The following is an 18,922-nucleotide window of genomic DNA, read 5'->3' as shown; positions in this document are numbered from 1 at the left end:
CGTACCGACGACGAGGAGACGCCGATGGCCCCAGCCGTCACGACCCTTGCCGCAGACGCCCCGACGCTGTCTGCCGCGAACACCGGGTTCATGCTCATCTGCTCCGCCCTGGTCATGCTGATGACCCCCGGACTCGCCTTCTTCTACGGAGGCATGGTCCGCGTCAAGAGCAGCCTCAACATGCTGATGATGAGCTTCATCAGCCTCGGGATCGTCACGATCCTCTGGGTGCTGTACGGCTTCAGCCTCGCCTTCGGCACCGACAAGGGTTCGATCGTCGGCTGGTCCGCCGACTACGTCGGCCTCAGCGGCATCGGCCTCACCCAGCTCTGGGACGGCTACACCATCCCGGTCTACGTCTTCGCCGTCTTCCAGCTCATGTTCGCGATCATCACCCCGGCCCTGATCAGCGGTGCGCTCGCGGACCGCGTGAAGTTCTCCGCCTGGGCCCTGTTCATCGCGCTCTGGGTCACCGCCGTCTACTTCCCCGTCGCGCACTGGGTGTGGGGCTCCGGCGGCTGGCTGTTCGAGATGGGCGTCATCGACTTCGCGGGCGGCACCGCCGTCCACATCAACGCCGGTGCCGCGGCCCTCGGCGTGATCCTCGTCATCGGCAAGCGCGTCGGCTTCAAGAAGGACCCGATGCGCCCGCACAGCCTCCCGCTGGTGATGCTCGGTGCCGGCCTGCTGTGGTTCGGCTGGTTCGGCTTCAACGCCGGCTCCTGGCTCGGCAACGACGACGGCATCGGCGCCGTGATGTTCCTCAACACGCAGGTCGCCACCGCCGCGGCCATGCTGTCCTGGCTGGCCTGGGAGAAGATCCGGCACGGCGCCTGCACCACCCTCGGAGCAGCCTCCGGCGCCGTCGCCGGCCTGGTCGCCATCACCCCCTCGGGCGGTTCCTGCTCCCCGCTCGGCGCGATCGCCATCGGCGCCATCGCCGGTCTGCTCTGCGCCATGGCCGTCGGCCTCAAGTACAAGTTCGGCTACGACGACTCCCTCGACGTGGTCGGAGTCCACCTCGTCGGCGGCATCGTCGGTTCGCTCCTCGTCGGCTTCTTCGCCACCGGCGGGGTCCAGTCCGACGCGGCCGGCCTCTTCTACGGCGGCGGTCTCGAACAGCTCGGCAAGCAGGCCGTCGGAGTCTTCTCCGTCCTCGCGTACTCTCTCGTCGCATCCGCGCTGCTCGCCTTCGTCCTGCACAAGACGATGGGCATGCGGGTCAGCGAGGACGACGAGGTCTCCGGCATCGACCAGGTCGAACACGCCGAGACCGCATACGACTTCAGCGGCGCCGGCGGCGGCACCCCCGCACGGTCCACCGCCGTCACCGCCACCGCCGTCACGGACTCGAAGAAGGTCGACGCATGAAGCTCATCACCGCGATCGTCAAGCCCCACAAGCTCGACGAGATCAAGGACGCCCTGCAGCGCTTCGGGGTCGAGGGCCTCACGGTCTCCGAGGCCAGCGGCTACGGCCGGCAGCGCGGCCACACCGAGGTCTACCGCGGTGCCGAGTACCGGATCGACCTGGTCCCCAAGATCCGCATCGAGGTGCTGGTCGACGACGACGCGGCCCCGGACGTGATGGACGTGGTGATCACGGCAGCCCGCACCGGCAAGATCGGCGACGGCAAGGTGTGGAGCGTGCCCGTGGACAGCGTCGTGCGGGTCCGCACCGGCGAACGCGGCGCGGACGCCCTCTAGACACCGGGAGCTGTGGGGTGACGAGCGCCGAGGACACCACGAAGGACCCGTCGGACCGGTCGGACCTCCCCGGTCCGGCCGATCCGGCGGACCCGTCAGGCCAGGGCGGCTCTGGCCCCGGCGGCTACGCCGCGGCCCGGCTGCGACTCCTCTCCGAGGAGCCGCGGTCCGGGCCCTCCCGGCGTTCCGCGCTGGCCGCGCTGACCGACGGCTGGCTGGCCGCACTGTTCACCACGGCCGCCCGGGAGAGCGGCGTGGCGGGCGCGGCCCTGGTCGCCGTCGGCGGTTACGGACGCGCCGAACTCTCCCCGCGCAGCGATCTCGACCTGCTGCTGCTCCACGACGGCAAGGCCTCGGCGGGGGCACTGGCCCGGCTCGCCGACCGGATCTGGTACCCCGTCTGGGACCTCGGGCTGGCCCTGGACCACTCCGTACGGACCCCCGCCGAGGTCCGCAAGGCCGCCGCGGAAGACCTCAAGGTCCAGCTCGGCCTGCTGGACGCCAGGCCGGTCGCGGGCGACCTCGGCCTGGTCGCCGGCACCCGCACCGCCGTCCTGGCGGACTGGCGCAACCACGCGGTCAGGCGGCTCCCCGAGCTGCACGCGCTGTGCCGGGAGCGGGCCGGGCACTCCGGGGAGCTCCGCTTCCTGCTGGAACCCGATCTCAAGGAGGCCAGGGGAGGGCTGCGGGACATCACAGCCCTCCGCGCCGTCGCCGCTTCCTGGCTGGCGGACGCCCCGCGCGAGGGCCTCGCCGAAGCCAGGCGCCGGCTGCTCGACACCCGCGACGCCCTGCACCTGGTCACCGGCCGCGCCTCGGACCGGCTCAGCCTCCAGGAGCAGGACCAGGTCGCGGCCCGGCTGGGCCTGCCCGGTGCCGACGCGCTGCTCCGCGAGGTGTACGAGGCCGCGCGGGTGGTCGCGTACGCCGGGGACGTCACCTGGCGTGAGGTCGGCCGGGTGCTCCGGGCCCGGGCGGCCCGCCCCCGGCTCCGCGGACTGCTCGGCTCAAGGAACAGCGGCCCCGCGGAGCGCGCCCCGCTCGCCGAGGGCGTGGTCGAGCAGGACGGCGAGGCGGTGCTCGCCCTGGCCGCCCGGCCCGAACGGGACCCGGTGCTGCCGCTCCGGCTGGGCGCGGCCGCCGCGCAGGCCGGACTGCCGGTCTCACCGCACGCCGTACGACGGCTCGCCGGGCAGGCACGGCCGCTGCCGGTGCCCTGGCCGGCCGAGGCCCGGGAACAGCTGGTCACCCTGCTGGGTGCGGGGGAGCCCACGGTCGCCGTCTGGGAGGCGCTGGAGGCGGAGGGGCTGATCAGCCGCCTCCTGCCGGACTGGGAGCGGGTCCGCTGCCGGCCGCAGCGCAACCCCGTGCACACCTGGACGGTGGACCGGCACCTGGTCGAGACGGCCGTCCGCGCCTCGGTCATGACCCGCCGGGTCGGCCGGCCGGACCTGCTGCTGACGGCCGCGCTGCTGCACGACATCGGGAAGGGCTGGCCGGGGGACCACTCGGAGGTGGGCGAGACCATCGCCCGCGACATGGCGGTACGGATCGGCTTCGACCGGGCCGACGCGGAGGTCCTGGCCACCCTGGTCCGGCACCACCTGCTGCTGATCGACACCGCGACCCGGCGCGACCTGGACGATCCGGCCACGGTCCGCTCGGTCGCCGAGGCCGTCGGCACGGCCGGCACCCTGGAGCTGCTGCACGCCCTGACCGAGGCCGACGCGCTGGCCACCGGACCCGCGGCGTGGTCGGCCTGGCGCGCCGCCCTGGTCGCGGACCTGGTGCGGCGGGTGGCGGCGGTGCTCGACGGCGGGCCCGCCGCCGTGCCGGGGAGCCCGGCCGCCGCCGCGCCGGGCACCGAGCAGGAACGGCTGGCGGTGGAGGCGCTGCGCACCGGGGAACCGGTGCTGACGCTGCTCACCCGGCAGGAGGAGGACGCGGCCGTCGGCGTGGAACTGGTGGTCGCCGTCCCCGACCAGGACGGCATCCTGCCGGCCGTGGCCGGGGTGCTGGCCCTGCACCGGCTGACCGTCCGCACGGCCGACCTGCGGCTGCTGGAACTGCCCGAGCGGCTGGGAGAGGCACTGGTGCTGCGCTGGCGGGTGGCCGCGGAGTACGGCTCGCTGCCGGAGGCCGCACGGCTGCGGGCGGACCTGGTCCGCGCCCTGGACGGCTCGCTCGACGTCCCGTCCAGGCTGGCCGACCGCGAGGCGGCGTACCCGCGCCGGCGCGGGGTGGTCCCACCGCCGCCCCGGGTCACCGTGATCCCGGACGTCACCTCGGTGGCCACCGTCCTGGAGGTCCGCGCCCCCGACGCGGTCGGCCTGCTGCACCGCATCGGCCGGGCCCTGGAGAACTCCGGCGTCCGCGTCCGCAGCGCCCACGTCTCCACCCTGGGCGCCAACGCCGTGGACGCGCTGTACGTGACCACGGCGGAGGGCAAGCCCCTGGCCCCGGCCGAGGCCATGACCCTGGCGGCCACCCTCCAGTCCGCCCTCTCCTGACCCGAGGGCCCGGGGGCGGGCGGGGATTTCGCCCCACCCCGCGCCCCTGACCGGCTCTGCCGGGCCGTGTCCGGTCAGGGGCCCGGGGAACTGCGCGAGCGGCCACGACCGGCCCGCAGTCCCGGTACGACAGGGCCGCCCCGGACCAGGGGGCGGGGTCCGGGGCCGCCGGCCCCGGTTTCGGGATGGGGGTCCCCCGGACGGAGTCTGGGGGAGGGCGGGGTGGGGAATTGCTCCGCGCAGCGGAACCGTGCCCGGCGCGGCCCGTGCGGCGCGACGCACCCGCACCCGCACCTGCACGCGGTGCGGCCCCGGGTGCGGGCCCGTACGCGCCGGGCGGGTCGGGGGCCGGGGGCACCCGGGGGCAGGGCCCGGGAACCGGAAAAGCCCCGCAGGGCCGGGCAGGCGGCGCGGGCGGATACCCTGGAGGGCGACCACACCGCCCCCGACCCGAGGAATCGCGACCACCGTGTTCGATACGCTTTCCGACCGCCTCAGCGCGACCTTCAAGTCCCTCCGGGGCAAGGGCCGCCTTTCCGAGCAGGACATCGACGCCGCGGCCCGGGAAATCCGTATCGCACTCCTCGAGGCCGACGTCGCCCTCCCGGTCGTCCGCTCCTTCATCGCGAACGTCAAGGAGCGCGCCCGGGGTGCCGAGGTCTCCAGGGCGCTCAACCCGGCCCAGCAGGTCCTGAAGATCGTCAACGAGGAGCTCGTCTCCATCCTCGGCGGCGAGACCCGCCGGCTGCGGTTCGCCAAGACCGCGCCCACCGTGATCATGCTGGCCGGTCTGCAGGGTGCCGGTAAGACCACCCTCGCCGGCAAGCTGGGCAACTGGCTCAAGGGCCAGGGCCACACCCCGCTGCTCGTCGCCTGCGACCTCCAGCGCCCCAACGCCGTCAACCAGCTGAGCATCGTCGCCGAGCGCGCAGGCGTCGGTTTCTACGGCCCGCAGCCGGGCAACGGCGTCGGTGACCCGGTCCAGGTCGCCAAGGACTCCATCGAGTACGCCCGGACCAAGCAGCACGACATCGTCATCGTCGACACCGCCGGCCGCCTCGGTATCGACCAGGAGCTGATGCAGCAGGCCGCGGACATCCGCGACGCCGTCAGCCCTGACGAGATCCTCTTCGTCGTCGACGCCATGATCGGTCAGGACGCGGTCAACACCGCCGAGGCGTTCCGCGACGGCGTCGGCTTCGACGGCGTCGTGCTCTCCAAGCTCGACGGCGACGCCCGCGGTGGTGCCGCGCTCTCCATCGCGCACGTCACCGGCAAGCAGATCATGTTCGCCTCGAACGGCGAGAAGCTCGACGACTTCGACGCCTTCCACCCGGACCGCATGGCGGGCCGGATCCTCGACATGGGTGACATGCTCACCCTGATCGAGCAGGCCGAGAAGACCTTCTCGCAGGCCGAGGCCGAGAAGATGGCGGCCAAGCTCGCCAAGGGCCCCAAGGAGTTCACGCTCGACGACTTCCTGGCCCAGATGGAGCAGGTCCGGAAGATGGGCTCCATCTCCAAGCTGCTCGGCATGCTCCCGGGCATGGGCCAGATCAAGGAGCAGATCAACAACATCGACGAGCGCGACGTCGACCGCACGGCCGCGATCATCAAGTCGATGACCCCGGCCGAGCGCCAGGACCCGACGATCATCAACGGCTCCCGCCGCGCCCGTATCGCCAAGGGTTCCGGTGTCGAGGTCAGCGCCGTCAAGAACCTCGTCGAGCGGTTCTTCGAGGCCCGCAAGATGATGTCCCGCATGGCGCAGGGCGGCGGGATGCCCGGCATGCCCGGCATCCCGGGCATGGGCGGTGGCCCCGGCCGGCAGAAGAAGCAGGTCAAGCAGGCCAAGGGCAAGCGCAAGAGCGGCAACCCGATGAAGCGGAAGGCCGAGGAGGCCGCCGCCGCGGCCCGCCGCGAGCAGGGGCCGGCCGACCTCGAGCCGGGTGCGGGCAACCCGTTCGGCCTGCCCGCCGGCCAGCCCGGCCAGGACTTCGAACTCCCCGACGAGTTCAAGAAGTTCATGAAGTAGGCCCGGCGCGGGGCCTGCCGTGGGCCCGCTGCGGGCCCGGTGTGGGCAAGACGCCTTGAGGGCCGTGCCCTCCTCCGTGCAGGGGGAGGGCACGGCCCTCGTCGTATGCACGGCGCCGCCTCCGGGCCCGCTCCCGGGCCACCCCGTGCCACCCGGCGGGCGCGCACGCGGGCGGGCGGGTGTCCGGATTGTCGCTTAATGTCGGCCGGAGGACGGACGAAGGAGGCGCCGGTGCCGAGCCCGACCCCCGTACCCCCGCGCGACCGGGCGGACACGCCCTGGCGGTCGGAGGGCGCCCCGCCGGCCCCGCCGCCGAGGAAGAAGATGCCCGGCGGCTGGCGCGGGCTGATCCTGGCCGCCCTGATCGTCTACCTGATCACCAACCTGGCGCTCTCGTTCTTCAACGAGGTCGACGAACCGACGATCTCGTACACCGAGTTCACCAAGCAGGTCGAGGCCGGCAACGTCTCCAAGATCTACTCCAAGGGCGACGCCATCCAGGGCGAGCTGAAGAACGAGCAGCAGCTCCCCGGCGGCAAGGGCGACTACACCAAGTTCGTGACCCAGCGGCCCGCGTTCGCCGACGACGACCTGTGGGCCGACCTCACCGCCAAGGGCGTCACCGTCACCGCCCAGCCCGTGGTCGAACAGCGCAGTTTCCTCGCCAACCTGCTGCTCTCCCTCGCCCCCATGCTGCTGCTGGTCGGCCTGTGGCTGCTGGTCGCCCGCCGGATGCGCGGGGCCATGGGTGCGGGCCTCGGCGGCATCGGGCGGAAAGCGCCGCCCAAGCCGGTCGCGCTCGAGGGCGGCCCGCGCACCACCTTCGACGACGTGGCCGGCATCGACGAGGTCGAGAGCGAGCTCAGCGAGGTCGTCGACTTCCTCAAGAACCCCCAGGCGTACCGGCGGATGGGGGCCAGGATGCCCGGCGGCGTCCTGCTGGCCGGACCACCCGGCACCGGCAAGACCCTGCTGGCCCGCGCGGTGGCGGGGGAGGCGGGCGTGCCGTTCTTCTCCGCCTCCGCGTCCGAGTTCATCGAGATGATCGTCGGCGTCGGCGCCTCCCGGGTCCGGGAGCTCTTCGCCGAGGCCCGCAAGGTCGCGCCCGCGATCATCTTCATCGACGAGATCGACACCATCGGGCGGGCCCGGGGCGCGGGCGGCGGGATCGGCGGCCACGACGAGCGCGAGCAGACCCTCAACCAGATCCTCACCGAGATGGACGGCTTCTCCGGCTCCGAGGGCGTGGTGGTGATCGCCGCGACCAACCGGAAGGACGTGCTCGACCCCGCGCTCACCCGGCCCGGCCGGTTCGACCGGATGGTCACCGTCTCCCCGCCCGACCGCGCCGGCCGCGAGGCCATCCTCCGCATCCACACCCGCGAGATCCCGCTGGACCCGGGTGTGGACCTGGCCCAGGTCGCCCGTACGACCCCCGGCATGACCGGCGCCGAACTCGCCAACCTGGCCAACGAGGCGGCCCTGCTCGCGGTCCGGCGGAACCAGGACGCCGTCACCCGCACCGATCTGTCCGACGCCCTGGAGAAGGTCCAGCTCGGCGCGAAACGGCCGCTGGTGATGCCGGAGGACGAGCGCCGCCGCACCGCCTACCACGAGAGCGGCCACGCCCTGCTGGGCATGCTCCAGCCGGGCGCCGACCCCGTCCGCAAGATCACAATCGTGCCGCGGGGCCGGGCCCTCGGCGTCACCCTCTCCACCCCGGACTCGGACCGCTACGCCTACACCGAGCCCTACCTGCGCGGCCGGATCATCGGCGCGCTCGGCGGCATGGCGGCCGAACACGTGGTCTACGGGATCATCACCACCGGCGCGGAGAACGACCTGGAGCAGGTCACCAACCTGGCCCGCGGCATGGTCGGCCGCTGGGGCATGAGCGCGCGCGTGGGCCGGCTGACCGCGATCCCGTCCGACGCGCAGTCCCCGTACGGGCTCACCGCCGCGCCCGCCACCCTGGACGCGGTCGACGCCGAGATGCGGCGCATCGTCGACGAGTGCTACGAGATCGCCTGCCGGCTGCTGCGCGAGCACCGGGACAAGCTCGACGCGCTCGCGGAGGCCCTGCTCGTCAGCGAGACCCTGGAGGAGGACGAGGCGTACGCGACGGCCGGCATCCCGAGGGTCGTCAAGCCCACCCTCTGAAGGCCGGTCCGCCAGCCGGTCCGCCCTCCGGTCCGCCCTCCGTCCGTCCGCCGCGCAGTCCGTCTGCCGCCGCGCAGCCCGCCGGTCCGCCGGTCCGCGGATCCGGCGGGCCCCGTTACTCCGTCCGGGCGATCACGTACCGGAAGATGTTCGGCAGCCAGACCGAGCCGTCCGCCCGCTCGAACGGGTGCAGTTCCTCGGCCAGTTCCTTCTCCGCCTGCGCGGGGTCGGACAGCTCGTACAGGCCGGTCGACAGCAGCCCCCGGACCGCGCTCTCCAGATCCGCGTACCCGAACGGGCAGAACACCCGGCCCGAGCCGTCCGGCCGCAGGCCCGCCCCGGCCGCCAGCCCGTCCAGGTCGGCCGGGGCAGGGGCGCCCGGGACAGTACAGCGCTCCGCCGGACCCCAGTCCGCCAGCACCACCGCACCGCCCCGCCGGACCCCCGCCAGGGCGGCCGACAGGAGCCGTGGCTCCGGGGAGAAGGCGGTCAGCACGTCGTACGGCCGGGCGGCGGGCTCCGGTGCCGCGGACAGCACCTCCAGCACCCGCTCCCGGGCCAGGGCGCGCAGCGCGGGCCGCCGCTCCACCCCGGTCACCCGGGCACCCCGGCCCGCAGCCAGCAGCAGGCTCAGCCCGGCCCCGCAGTCCAGGCCGAGCACCCGGTCGCCCGGCCCCACCTCCAGCCGGTCGTACACCGCCTCGTACAGCGGTACCAGCATCCGTTCCTGGATCTCCGCCCAGTCCCGGGCGACGAGCGTCGCGGTCGGCGTAGGTGTCATCGAAGAAGCGCTCCTGATTCCTCTCGCCCCCTGGCCCCCGTTGCCAGAGAACTCCCACTTCGCCGCCGCGTCCAGAGGAACGTCAGGGCGGATTGCGCCGGATCGCGCGGGTGCCGCGCCGGATCGTGCGGGGGCCGCGCCGGATCGCGACCGGATCGCGCCCGGTCCGCGCCCGGATCAGGCCGGGACCGCGTCCGGATCACGGCCCGATTCACGTTCCGCACTCCCGGCGCCGTACCATTCGCGCCATGGCAAAGGCTCCCGTTCTCACCCCCCAGGCGGAGGACTTCCCCCGCTGGTACCAGGATCTGATCAACAAGGCCGAACTGGCCGACAACGGCCCAGTGCGCGGCACGATGGTCATCCGACCGTACGGCTACGGGCTGTGGGAGCGGATGCAGCAGGAGATGGACGCCCGCATCAAGGAATCGGGCGCCCAGAACGCGTACTTCCCCATGTTCATCCCGCAGGCGTACCTGACGAAGGAAGCCGAGCACGTCGAGGGCTTCGCCCCCGAGCTCGCGGTCGTCACCCACGGCGGCGGCAAGGAGCTGGAAGAGCCGATCGTCGTCCGCCCCACCTCCGAGACGATCATCAACGACTACTTCTCGAAGTGGGTGCAGAGCTACCGCGACCTGCCCCTGCTGATCAACCAGTGGGCCAACGTGGTCCGCTGGGAGATGCGCCCCCGCATCTTCCTCCGTACGAGTGAGTTCCTCTGGCAGGAGGGCCACACCGCCCACGCCACGTACGAGGACGCCCGCGAGTACGCCGCGCACATCCACCGGAACGTGTACGGCGACTTCATGACCAACGTGCTCGGCATCGACGTCGTGCTCGGCCGCAAGACCCCCAAGGAGCGCTTCGCCGGCGCCATCAACACCCTCACCCTCGAGGGCATGATGGGCGACGGCAAGGCCCTGCAGATGGGCACCAGCCACGAGCTGGGCCAGAACTTCGCCAAGGCGTTCCACACCTCCTACCTGTCCAAGGAGGGCAAGCAGGAGCTGGTCTGGCAGACCTCCTGGGGCGTCTCCACCCGCATGGTCGGCGGTCTGATCATGTCCCACGGCGACGACAACGGCCTGCGGGTCCCGCCGCGCCTGGCCCACGTCCAGGTCGTCGTCATGGCGATCAAGGGCGACGAGGCCGTGGCCAAGGTCCGCGAGCTGGGCGACCGGCTGAAGGCCGTCGGCCTGCGGGTGCAGGTCGACGACCGGGTCGACGTCCCGTTCGGCCGACGGGCCGTGGACTGGGAGCTCAAGGGCGTTCCGGTGCGCGTCGAGATCGGCCCCCGAGACCTGGAGGCCGGTACCGCGATGCTGGCCCGCCGGATCCCGGGCGGCAAGGAGCCGGTGCAGATCGACGCCCTGGCGGACCTGCTCCCCAAGGTGCTGGAGGAGGACCAGGCGCAGCTGCTGCGCGAGTCCCGCGAGCGCCGGGAGTCCCGCACCACCGACGTGGCCACCCTCGAGGAGGCCGCCGAGGCCGCGGTCGCCGGCGGCTGGGCGCGGATCCCGTGGGCCGACCTGGGCCCGGAGGGCGAGGCCAAGCTGGGCGAGCAGGCCGTGACCGTGCGGTGCCTGGTCGCCGAGGACGGCTCGGTGCCGGAGGCGGACGACGCCCCGGGCACGCTGGCCATCGTGGCGCGCTCGTACTGACCCGTTAGTACCGATGCGGCTCGCGTGAAGCGGTACGCATGATGTGATGGGTGTGACGTGAGGGGTGCCCCGGGACGTAGTCCGGGGCACCCCTGTACGTACCGACTCCTCCGGAGTTCTGCGCACCCGCCCTCCTCGGGCCGCATGAGACTGAACTGACTGGTACGTGCAAAAAATTTGGAATGGCCCGGAATCGGAACACCGGGGCACCCAGGCTCGTTGTCACGACGTGAGCACGACACCACCTGTTCTGGCCGCAGAGCTGGCGCTGGCGTGGGCCGATATTCAGCGGTACCACCCCGAGCTGCCCGACCTCGCCGCGCCCGAGTCCCTGATCGGAGAATCCTCGTCCGCCTGTGGCGCCGAGCTCTCCTTCGAGCGACTGCTGCACGAGGCAGTCCACGGCATCGCCGCGGCCCGCGGCGTCCGTGACACCTCGCGCGCCGGCCGCTACCACAACCGCCGTTTCCTGGCCATCGCCGAGGAGATGGGCCTCGACCACTCCGAGGAACCGCACGCGAGCAGCGGCTTCTCCCTGGTCACGCTCAACCCGGAGGCCAAGAAGCGATACCGCCCGACCATGGAGCGGCTGCAGCGCGCCCTGCGTGCGCACACCGTGGCCACCGCCGCCGACACCAAGCGCAGCTTCCGCGGACCGGCCGCACGGCACGGCTCCTCCGGCGGCGGAGTCCGGGTCAAGGCGGTCTGCGACTGCGGACGCAACGTCCGGGTGGTTCCCTCCGTGCTGGCCCAGGCCCCCATCGTGTGCGGTGGCTGCGGCAAACCCTTCCGCATCCCGGAAGTCGCGGTCGCCGCAGCCGCGTCCTGACGTGCCCGGGGCATGTGGCAGAATGGGCAGCTGTACTCGACAGCCGCACAGGACCCCTCTCTCCTCCGGCTGACGCGTCCATCGGGCACCCGAGTACCGCAACCCCACGTGGCATCTCATGTGCCCAACCACGTCAAGACCAGGAGACACCACTCCAGTGGCAGTCAAGATCAAGCTCAAGCGCCTCGGCAAGATTCGCCAGCCGCACTACCGCGTCGTCGTCGCCGACTCCCGTACCCGCCGTGACGGCCGGGCCATCGAGGAGATCGGTCTGTACCACCCGACGTACAACCCCTCGCGCATCGAGATCGACTCGGAGCGCGCGCAGTACTGGCTGTCCGTCGGCGCCCAGCCGACCGAGCCGGTTCTCGCCCTCCTGAAGCTCACCGGCGACTGGCAGAAGCACAAGGGCCTGCCGGCCCCGGCGCCGCTCCTGCAGCCGGCGACGAAGGAAGACAAGCGTCGTTCCTTCGAGGAGTTCGCGAAGGCGCTGGAGGGTGGCGACGCCAAGGGCGAGGCCATCACCCAGAAGAAGAAGGCTGAGAAGAAGGCGGACGAGGCCGAGGCCGCCGCCGAGTCGACCGAGGCCTGAGCATGCTCGAGGAGGCTCTTGAGCACCTCGTAAAGGGCATTGTCGACAACCCCGACGACGTGCAGGTCGCCTCGCGCAACCTGCGTCGTGGGCAGGTGCTCGAGGTCCGGGTGCACCCCGACGACCTCGGCAAGGTGATCGGCCGCAACGGCCGCACCGCGCGGGCCCTGCGCACCGTCGTGGGGGCCATCGGCGGGCGGGGCATCCGCGTCGACCTCGTCGACGTGGACCAGGTCCGCTGAGAAGTTGAACCACCGGCACGGGCCGGGGAGGGCATCCGCTGCCCACCCCGGCCTGTGTCGTTTTGGCCTCGGCCCGAGCCGAATCCAACGACGGCTCAGAGCAACCATCAATCGAGTAACCACGACGGAGAGGCACCACCTCCGCGAAAGCGGCGGCGGGTTGGCCGCACAGAGGGAGTAACAGCGTGCAGCTCGTAGTCGCCAGGATCGGCCGCGCCCACGGCATCAAGGGCGAGGTCACCGTCGAAGTGCGCACCGACGAGCCGGAACTCCGGCTCTCCCCCGGTGCCGTGCTCCACACCGAGCCCGCGTCGGCCGGACCCCTCACCATCGAGACCGGCCGGGTGCACAGCGGCCGGCTGCTCCTCCGCTTCGAGGGCGTGAAGGACCGCACCGCCGCCGAGGCACTGCGCAACACGCTGCTGATCGCCGAGGTCGACCCCTCCGAGCTGCCGGAGGAGGAGGACGAGTACTACGACCACCAGCTGATGGACCTGGACGTGGTCCTCGCCGACGGCACCGTGATCGGCCGGATCACCGAGATCTCCCACCTGCCCTCGCAGGACCTGTTCATCGTGGAGCGGGAGGACGGCAGCGAGGTGATGATCCCCTTCGTGGAGGAGATCGTCACCGAGATCGACCTGGAGGAGCAGCGGGCCGTGATCGACCCGCCGCCGGGCCTGATCGACGACCGTGCCGAGATCGCCTCCGCCCGCGAGGCCGCGGAGGGCGAGTCCTGATGCGGCTGGATTCCCTGCGGGTGGACGTGGTCACGATCTTCCCCGAGTACCTGGAACCGCTCAACGTCTCGCTGGTCGGCAAGGCGGCCGCCCGCGGCCGGCTCGACGTACACGTCCACGACCTGCGGAACTGGACGTACGACCGGCACCACACGGTCGACGACACCCCCTACGGCGGCGGCCCCGGCATGGTCATGAAGACCGAGCCGTGGGGCGACTGCCTGGACGACGCCGTCGCCGCCGGGTACGAGGCCGGTGCCCACGGCCCGGCCATGGTCGTCCCCACGCCCAGCGGCCGGCCCTTCACCCAGGAACTCGCCGTCGAGCTCTCCGAGCGGCCCTGGCTGATCTTCGCCCCGGCCCGGTACGAGGGCATCGACCGCCGGGTCATGGACGAGTACGCCACCCGCATGCCGGTCTACGAGGTCTCCATCGGCGACTACGTCCTGGCCGGCGGCGAGGCCGCCGTCCTGGTGATCACCGAGGCGGTGGCCCGGCTGCTCCCCGGTGTCCTGGGCAACGCCGAATCGCACCGGGACGACTCCTTCGCGCCCGGCGAGATGGCGAACCTCCTGGAGGGCCCCGTCTACACCAAGCCGCCGGTGTGGCGCGGCCGCGGCATCCCCGACGTGCTGCTCAGCGGTCACCACGGGAAGATCGCGCGCTGGCGCCGGGACGAGGCGTTCGCCCGCACCGCACAGAACCGCCCGGACCTCATCGAGCGCACCGAGGCCACGGCCTTCGACAAGAAGGACCGGGAGACCCTCAGCATCCTGGGCTGGTCCCCCGCCCCCGACGGCCGATTTTGGCGCAGGCCGCAGGCCGTGGAAGAATAGGCGGCTGCTGTACGCCCGCGTGCGCCCCTGCCACAGGGGGACAGTCGCCTGCCGGGTGGCACAGCTCCCGAATTCTCTACGGAAACCCGCACGGCGGCCTGTGGCGTCGTGCGAAGAAAGCAGACGAAGAACATGTCTTCTCTCCTCGACGGCCTGAACGCCGCCTCCCTGCGCTCGGACGTCCCGGCCTTCCGCCCGGGTGACACGATCAACGTGCACGTCCGCGTCATCGAGGGCAACCGCTCCCGTATCCAGCAGTTCAAGGGCGTCGTCATCCGCCGCCAGGGCTCCGGCGTCTCCGAGACCTTCACCGTCCGCAAGGTCTCCTTCTCCGTCGGCGTCGAGCGCACCTTCCCGGTGAACTCCCCGATCTTCGAGAAGATCGAGCTGGTCACCCGCGGTGACGTCCGCCGCGCGAAGCTGTACTACCTCCGTGAGCTCCGTGGCAAGGCCGCGAAGATCAAGGAGAAGCGCGACAACTGATCTCGTGCCGGGCCCCGGGAGAGGCCGGATAGGCTCCTCCCGATGGACACCGAACCACGAGTCACGCAGCGCGGCCACTCTTCCCCCGACGAGGGGGCGGAGCGGTCGCGCTTCGCGTTTTCCGGGCTGCTGACCTGGCGGCGGGCCGGGCTGGCCGGTGTCGCCCTGACCATCGGCGTGCTGCTCTTCAGCAACTTCGTACTGCAGCCCTTCCTGATCCCCAGCCGGTCGATGGAGCCGACCCTGCGCGTCGGGGACCGGGTACTGGTCAACAAGCTGGCGTACCGTTTCGGCGGGGAACCCCGCCGGGGCGACGTGGTGGTCTTCGACGGAACCGGTTCCTTCGTGCAGGAACGGCCGGAGGGCGATCCGGTCGGCGAGGCACTGCGCGGCGCGGCCGCGGCCCTCGGGCTGGCCGAGCCGGCCGACACGGACTTCGTGAAGCGGGTGGTGGGCGTGGGCGGCGACGACGTGGTCTGCTGCGACGACCGCGGCCGGATCAAGGTCAACGGGACGGTGGTCGACGAGCCCTACCTCTACCCCGGGGACGTCCCCTCGACGGTTCCGTTCCGGATCGTGGTGCCGCTCGGCACCCTGTGGGTGATGGGCGACCACCGGTCCCAGTCCCGGGACTCCCGCGACCACCTCGGTTCACCGGGCGGCGGGATGGTGCCGGTGGACAAGGTGATCGGGCGGGCCGACTGGATCGGCTGGCCGCTGACCCGCTGGGGCAGCCCCGGCGGCCCCGGCGGTACGGGTGGGTAGCCGCGGGCGTTCACGGCGCCAGCGGGACGCCGAGCTGGAGCGGCTCGGCGGGCGCGCCGAGCGCCGCCGGCTGGCCCGGAGGACCAAACGGCGCCGGCGGACCCGGCGGGCCGGTGAGCTGCCGCTGCTGGTGGCGGTGGCGCTCTGCATCGCGCTGCTCCTGAAGACCTTCCTGGTGCAGGCGTTCTTCATCCCGTCCGGCTCGATGGAGCAGACCATCCGGATCGGCGACCGGGTGCTGGTGGACAAGCTGACCCCGTGGTTCGGGGCCAAGTCCGAGCGCGGCGACGTCGTCGTCTTCAGGGACCCCGGCGGCTGGCTCAGGGACGAGACGCGGCCCGCCCCCGACCCGGTCGGTGTCAAACAGCTCAAGCAGGCGCTGGCCTTCATCGGCCTGCTGCCCGCATCCGGCGAGCAGGACCTGATCAAGAGGGTCATCGGGGTCGGCGGGGACACCGTCAAGTGCTGTGACGCCAAGGGGCGGGTCAGCGTCAACGGCGTGTCCATCGATGAGCCGTACGTGATGAGCGGGAACGCGCCCTCCGACATCAGGTTCGAGGTGAAGGTCCCGGAGGGCCGGCTGTTCGTCATGGGCGACCACCGCGCCAACTCGGCGGACTCCCGCTACCACTTGGACGAGCAGTTCCAGGGCACCGTCTCCGAGGAGGGCGTGGTCGGCCGGGCCTTCGTGATCGCCTGGCCGTCGGCCCACTGGGGCAGCCTGGACAAGCCCGCCGTCTTCGCCGCGGTGCCCGATCCCGCGCGCCGGGGACGCAGGAGGCACAGGCCCGTCGCATAGTGTGTCCTCCGTCTCCCGATCCTTGGGGAACTCCCGCTCGTTAGGGGAGTGGAGGGCCCGCGTCAGTTCCGGCGCGGGCGGGCGTATCGAAGTGAGGAGTGGAAGTGGGGGATGTGGCAGTAGGGGCACGTTCCGGACGCGATGAGCCCGAGGAGCGGCCCGAGCGGCCGGCGGCCGAGCAGCCGGAGGACGCCGTCGCCGGTGCGGGCGAGACCGCAGGGGACGACGAGGCCGCCGAGAGCCCGCAGCGCTCCTTCTGGAAGGAGCTGCCCCTCCTCATCGGCATCGCCCTGGTCCTGGCCCTGCTGATCAAGACCTTCCTGGTGCAGGCGTTCTCGATCCCCTCCGACTCGATGCAGAACACCCTGCAGCGCGGGGACCGGGTGCTCGTGGACAAGCTGACCCCGTGGTTCGGCTCGGAGCCGGAGCGGGGCGAGGTCGTGGTCTTCAACGACCCGGCGGAATGGCTGGCCGGTGAGGCGACCCCGAACCCCAACGTCTTCCAGAGGGTGCTCGGCTGGATCGGCCTGATGCCCTCGGCCGACGAGAAGGACCTGATCAAGCGGGTCATCGCGGTCGGCGGCGACACGGTGGAGTGTGCGAAGGGCGGGCCGGTCAAGGTCAACGGGAAGGTGCTCGACGAGCCGTACGTCTTCCCCGGCAACACCGCGTGCGACGACAAGCCGTTCGGCCCGCTGAAGGTGCCGAAGGACCACATCTGGGTCATGGGTGACCACCGGCAGAACTCCTATGACTCCCGGTGGCACATGGACGACGAGACCAAGGGCTTCGTTCCGAACGACAAGGTCGTCGGACGGGCCGTGGTCGTGGCCTGGCCGGTGACCCGCTGGGCCACCCTGCCGGTGCCGGACACCTTCGACCAGCCGGGCATCGGCGACCAGGCCGCGGCGGCCGCGCTCGGGCTGGCTCCGGCCGGACTGGGCGTGGCGGGTGCGGTACCGCTGGTGATGTGGCGCAGGCGGGTGCTGACCGGGGGGCGTACCGCCGGGTAGATTGCCGCCCAGTCGACGATCTCCGAGGTGGGGGGCGCTGGGATGGGCGAAGCAGCACGTGGGACGGGTGGCCGCGGCCGCCTCGGCAACATACTGTCGGGGCTGGCCGTGGCCATCGGCTTTGCCCTCTTCCTGGGCGGATTCGTGTGGGGTGCGCTGGTCTACCAGCCCTACACGGTGCCCACCGACTCGATGATGCCGACGGTGCGGCCGGGGGACCGGGTGCTCGCCGAACGGATCGGCGGCGGCGAGGTGCGCCGCGGCGACGTGGTGATCTTCACTGATTCCGTGTGGAGCAACGCGCCCATGGTCAAGCGGGTCGTCGGCATCGGCGGCGACACCGTGCGCTGCTGTGACCAGGGCGGACGGCTGACCGTGGACGGCAAGGAACTGGACGAGCCGTACATCGACGACGTCAAGGCCGACGGCTCCGGGCGCCGCTCGGGCCTCGCCTCGGACACGCCGTTCGAGGTGACGGTCCCCAAGGGCAAGCTGTTCCTGCTCGGCGACCGGCGAGCGGCCTCGCTGGACTCCCGGGCCCACCTCCAGGACGCCGGACAGGGCATGGTGGACCTCTCCGCGGTCACCGCCCGCGTGGACGCCCGGGCCTGGCCCTCGCCGGCGATGCTGGACCGCCCGGGGACGTACGCGGGGCTGCCCGGAGGGATCTCCTCTCCCGGCCCGCTCGGGCTCCAGGTGACCGCCGCGCTGGTCGGTGCGGGGCTGGTGCTCGCGGGATCGGCGTACGGGCCCGTCGCGCGGCGCTTCGGCAGGGCACGGCGGGAGCCGGCCGGTGTCCGCTGAACCGGGCCCGCGCAAGGTCTCGCGGCTGATCCTGCTGGACCCCGCGGACCGGATCCTGCTGCTGCACGGCTTCGAGCCGGCCGATCCGGCGGACGACTGGTGGTTCACCCCGGGCGGCGGTCTGGAGCCCGGAGAGACCCGGGCGCAGGCCGCGCTGCGCGAGCTGGCGGAGGAGACCGGGATCACCGACGTGGAGCTCGGCCCGGTGCTCTGGCACCGGTACTGCTCCTTCCCCTTCGACGGGCGGCGCTGGGAACAGGACGAGTGGTACTTCCTGGCTCGGACCACGCAGACGGCGACCGCCCCGGCCGCCCTCACCGAGCTGGAACGACGAAGTGTCACCGGGGCGAGATGGTGGACCTCCGAGGAACTTCTCGCCGCACGTGAGACGGTGTACCCGACCAGACTCGCCGAGCTGTTCCGCGCACTGCTCGACGACGGTCCCCCGGCCGCGCCGGTGGTCCTGGACCCCGAAATCGTTTAGGGGCGCGCAGGGCTGGCGCACAATAGGGGGACGCACGGCTGAAGGGGAACATGCCATGAGCGCCGAGGACCTCGAGAAGTACGAGACCGAGATGGAGCTGAAGCTCTATCGGGAGTACCGCGACGTCGTCGGGCTGTTCAAGTACGTGATCGAGACGGAACGCCGGTTCTACCTCACCAACGACTACGAGATGCAGGTGCACTCGGTCCAGGGCGAGGTGTTCTTCGAGGTCTCGATGGCCGATGCGTGGGTCTGGGACATGTACCGGCCGGCCCGGTTCGTGAAGCAGGTACGGGTACTGACCTTCAAGGACGTGAACATCGAGGAGCTCAACAAGACGGACCTGGAGCTCCCCGGCAGCTGAGCGGGGCTGCTGACCCAAGCGGCTGATCCCACCCTTGTGGGTGAGCGGATCGTCCACAGGCCCCTGGTTGTCCACCGAGATCCACGAGGTGCGCACCGGTGCGGGACCGTCGGTCCCG

The 18,922-nt window shown here is 71.9% G+C and carries 19 protein-coding genes; 18 read left to right on the top strand and 1 reads right to left on the bottom strand.

Features of this window, described 5'->3' with window-relative positions; genetic code table 11:
• Nucleotides 1-24 precede the first annotated feature (24 nt).
• The 5 genes from ACGFQ9_RS28580 (at nucleotide 25) to ftsH (ending at nucleotide 8,411) form a co-directional block, all read left to right on the top strand.
• A complete protein-coding gene (locus ACGFQ9_RS28580; RefSeq protein WP_393577718.1) occupies nucleotides 25-1,371 on the top strand; it encodes an ammonium transporter in 1,347 nt (448 codons plus the stop codon).
• A complete protein-coding gene (locus tag ACGFQ9_RS28575) occupies nucleotides 1,368-1,706 on the top strand; it encodes a P-II family nitrogen regulator (protein WP_393577716.1) in 339 nt (112 codons plus the stop codon). The genes ACGFQ9_RS28580 and ACGFQ9_RS28575 overlap by 4 nt, the downstream gene beginning before the upstream one ends.
• Nucleotides 1,707-1,723: 17 nt before the next feature.
• Nucleotides 1,724-4,216, top strand: a complete 2,493-nt coding sequence (locus tag ACGFQ9_RS28570; RefSeq protein ID WP_393577715.1) for a [protein-PII] uridylyltransferase — start codon at nucleotides 1,724-1,726, stop codon at nucleotides 4,214-4,216.
• A gap of 469 nt (nucleotides 4,217-4,685) precedes the next feature.
• The gene (gene ffh / locus ACGFQ9_RS28565) at nucleotides 4,686-6,251 is read left to right on the top strand and encodes a signal recognition particle protein (RefSeq protein ID WP_393577713.1); all 1,566 of its coding nucleotides are present in this window, start codon (nucleotides 4,686-4,688) and stop codon (nucleotides 6,249-6,251) included.
• A gap of 231 nt (nucleotides 6,252-6,482) precedes the next feature.
• Nucleotides 6,483-8,411: an ATP-dependent zinc metalloprotease FtsH gene (gene ftsH / locus ACGFQ9_RS28560; protein ID WP_393577711.1), complete on the top strand. Its 1,929-nt coding sequence runs from the start codon at nucleotides 6,483-6,485 to the stop codon at nucleotides 8,409-8,411.
• A 115-nt stretch (nucleotides 8,412-8,526) separates the two neighbouring features.
• Here ftsH and ACGFQ9_RS28555 read toward each other — a convergent pair whose 3' ends face one another.
• Nucleotides 8,527-9,192, bottom strand: a complete 666-nt coding sequence (locus tag ACGFQ9_RS28555; protein ID WP_393577709.1) for a class I SAM-dependent methyltransferase — start codon at nucleotides 9,190-9,192, stop codon at nucleotides 8,527-8,529.
• A gap of 248 nt (nucleotides 9,193-9,440) precedes the next feature.
• Here ACGFQ9_RS28555 and proS point away from each other — a divergent pair, with 248 nt between their 5' ends.
• The 13 genes from proS to ACGFQ9_RS28490 all read left to right on the top strand — a co-directional run bounded on the left by proS (nucleotide 9,441) and on the right by ACGFQ9_RS28490 (nucleotide 18,804).
• The gene (proS, locus tag ACGFQ9_RS28550) at nucleotides 9,441-10,853 is read left to right on the top strand and encodes a proline--tRNA ligase (protein WP_393577708.1); all 1,413 of its coding nucleotides are present in this window, start codon (nucleotides 9,441-9,443) and stop codon (nucleotides 10,851-10,853) included.
• Between the two features lie 229 nt (nucleotides 10,854-11,082).
• On the top strand, nucleotides 11,083-11,682 hold the full coding sequence (locus ACGFQ9_RS28545) for a hypothetical protein (RefSeq protein WP_365111952.1): 600 nt from the start codon (nucleotides 11,083-11,085) through the stop codon (nucleotides 11,680-11,682).
• 157 nt (nucleotides 11,683-11,839) lie between these two features.
• Nucleotides 11,840-12,274, top strand: coding sequence for a 30S ribosomal protein S16 (gene rpsP, locus ACGFQ9_RS28540; protein ID WP_393577706.1), 435 nt, complete (start codon nucleotides 11,840-11,842; stop codon nucleotides 12,272-12,274).
• Nucleotides 12,275-12,276: 2 nt separating this feature from the next.
• Complete coding sequence (locus tag ACGFQ9_RS28535) at nucleotides 12,277-12,516, top strand: RNA-binding protein (protein WP_007266827.1); 240 nt, start codon at nucleotides 12,277-12,279, stop codon at nucleotides 12,514-12,516.
• Nucleotides 12,517-12,701: 185 nt separating this feature from the next.
• Nucleotides 12,702-13,256, top strand: coding sequence for a ribosome maturation factor RimM (rimM, locus tag ACGFQ9_RS28530; RefSeq protein ID WP_393577705.1), 555 nt, complete (start codon nucleotides 12,702-12,704; stop codon nucleotides 13,254-13,256).
• Between the two features lie 14 nt (nucleotides 13,257-13,270).
• Entirely contained in the window at nucleotides 13,271-14,092 is an 822-nt protein-coding gene (gene trmD / locus ACGFQ9_RS28525) for a tRNA (guanosine(37)-N1)-methyltransferase TrmD (RefSeq protein WP_393577884.1), read from the top strand.
• A 132-nt stretch (nucleotides 14,093-14,224) separates the two neighbouring features.
• A complete protein-coding gene (gene rplS / locus ACGFQ9_RS28520; protein WP_393577704.1) occupies nucleotides 14,225-14,575 on the top strand; it encodes a 50S ribosomal protein L19 in 351 nt (116 codons plus the stop codon).
• Nucleotides 14,576-14,617: 42 nt separating this feature from the next.
• Nucleotides 14,618-15,340 (top strand): signal peptidase I, encoded by a 723-nt coding sequence (gene lepB / locus ACGFQ9_RS28515; RefSeq protein ID WP_393577703.1) that lies wholly within the window; start codon nucleotides 14,618-14,620, stop codon nucleotides 15,338-15,340.
• Nucleotides 15,333-16,139: a signal peptidase I gene (lepB, locus tag ACGFQ9_RS28510; protein WP_393577702.1), complete on the top strand. Its 807-nt coding sequence runs from the start codon at nucleotides 15,333-15,335 to the stop codon at nucleotides 16,137-16,139. Before lepB (ACGFQ9_RS28515) ends, lepB (ACGFQ9_RS28510) begins: the two co-directional genes overlap by 8 nt.
• 113 nt (nucleotides 16,140-16,252) lie before the next feature.
• The gene (gene lepB / locus ACGFQ9_RS28505; RefSeq protein ID WP_393577700.1) at nucleotides 16,253-17,152 is read left to right on the top strand and encodes a signal peptidase I; all 900 of its coding nucleotides are present in this window, start codon (nucleotides 16,253-16,255) and stop codon (nucleotides 17,150-17,152) included.
• 42 nt (nucleotides 17,153-17,194) lie between these two features.
• Entirely contained in the window at nucleotides 17,195-17,956 is a 762-nt protein-coding gene (lepB, locus tag ACGFQ9_RS28500) for a signal peptidase I (RefSeq protein ID WP_393577699.1), read from the top strand.
• On the top strand, nucleotides 17,946-18,440 hold the full coding sequence (locus tag ACGFQ9_RS28495) for an NUDIX hydrolase (RefSeq protein WP_393577697.1): 495 nt from the start codon (nucleotides 17,946-17,948) through the stop codon (nucleotides 18,438-18,440). The genes lepB (ACGFQ9_RS28500) and ACGFQ9_RS28495 overlap by 11 nt, the downstream gene beginning before the upstream one ends.
• Before the next feature lie 55 nt (nucleotides 18,441-18,495).
• Nucleotides 18,496-18,804 (top strand): DUF2469 domain-containing protein, encoded by a 309-nt coding sequence (locus ACGFQ9_RS28490; protein WP_008737534.1) that lies wholly within the window; start codon nucleotides 18,496-18,498, stop codon nucleotides 18,802-18,804.
• The last annotated feature ends 118 nt before the right edge of the window (nucleotides 18,805-18,922 follow it).

The sequence above is a fragment of the Streptomyces sp. NPDC048603 genome (assembly GCF_043199475.1).
Taxonomy (GTDB): Bacteria; Actinomycetota; Actinomycetes; order Streptomycetales; family Streptomycetaceae; genus Streptomyces.
This window is presented reverse-complemented; position numbering and strand designations above follow the sequence as displayed.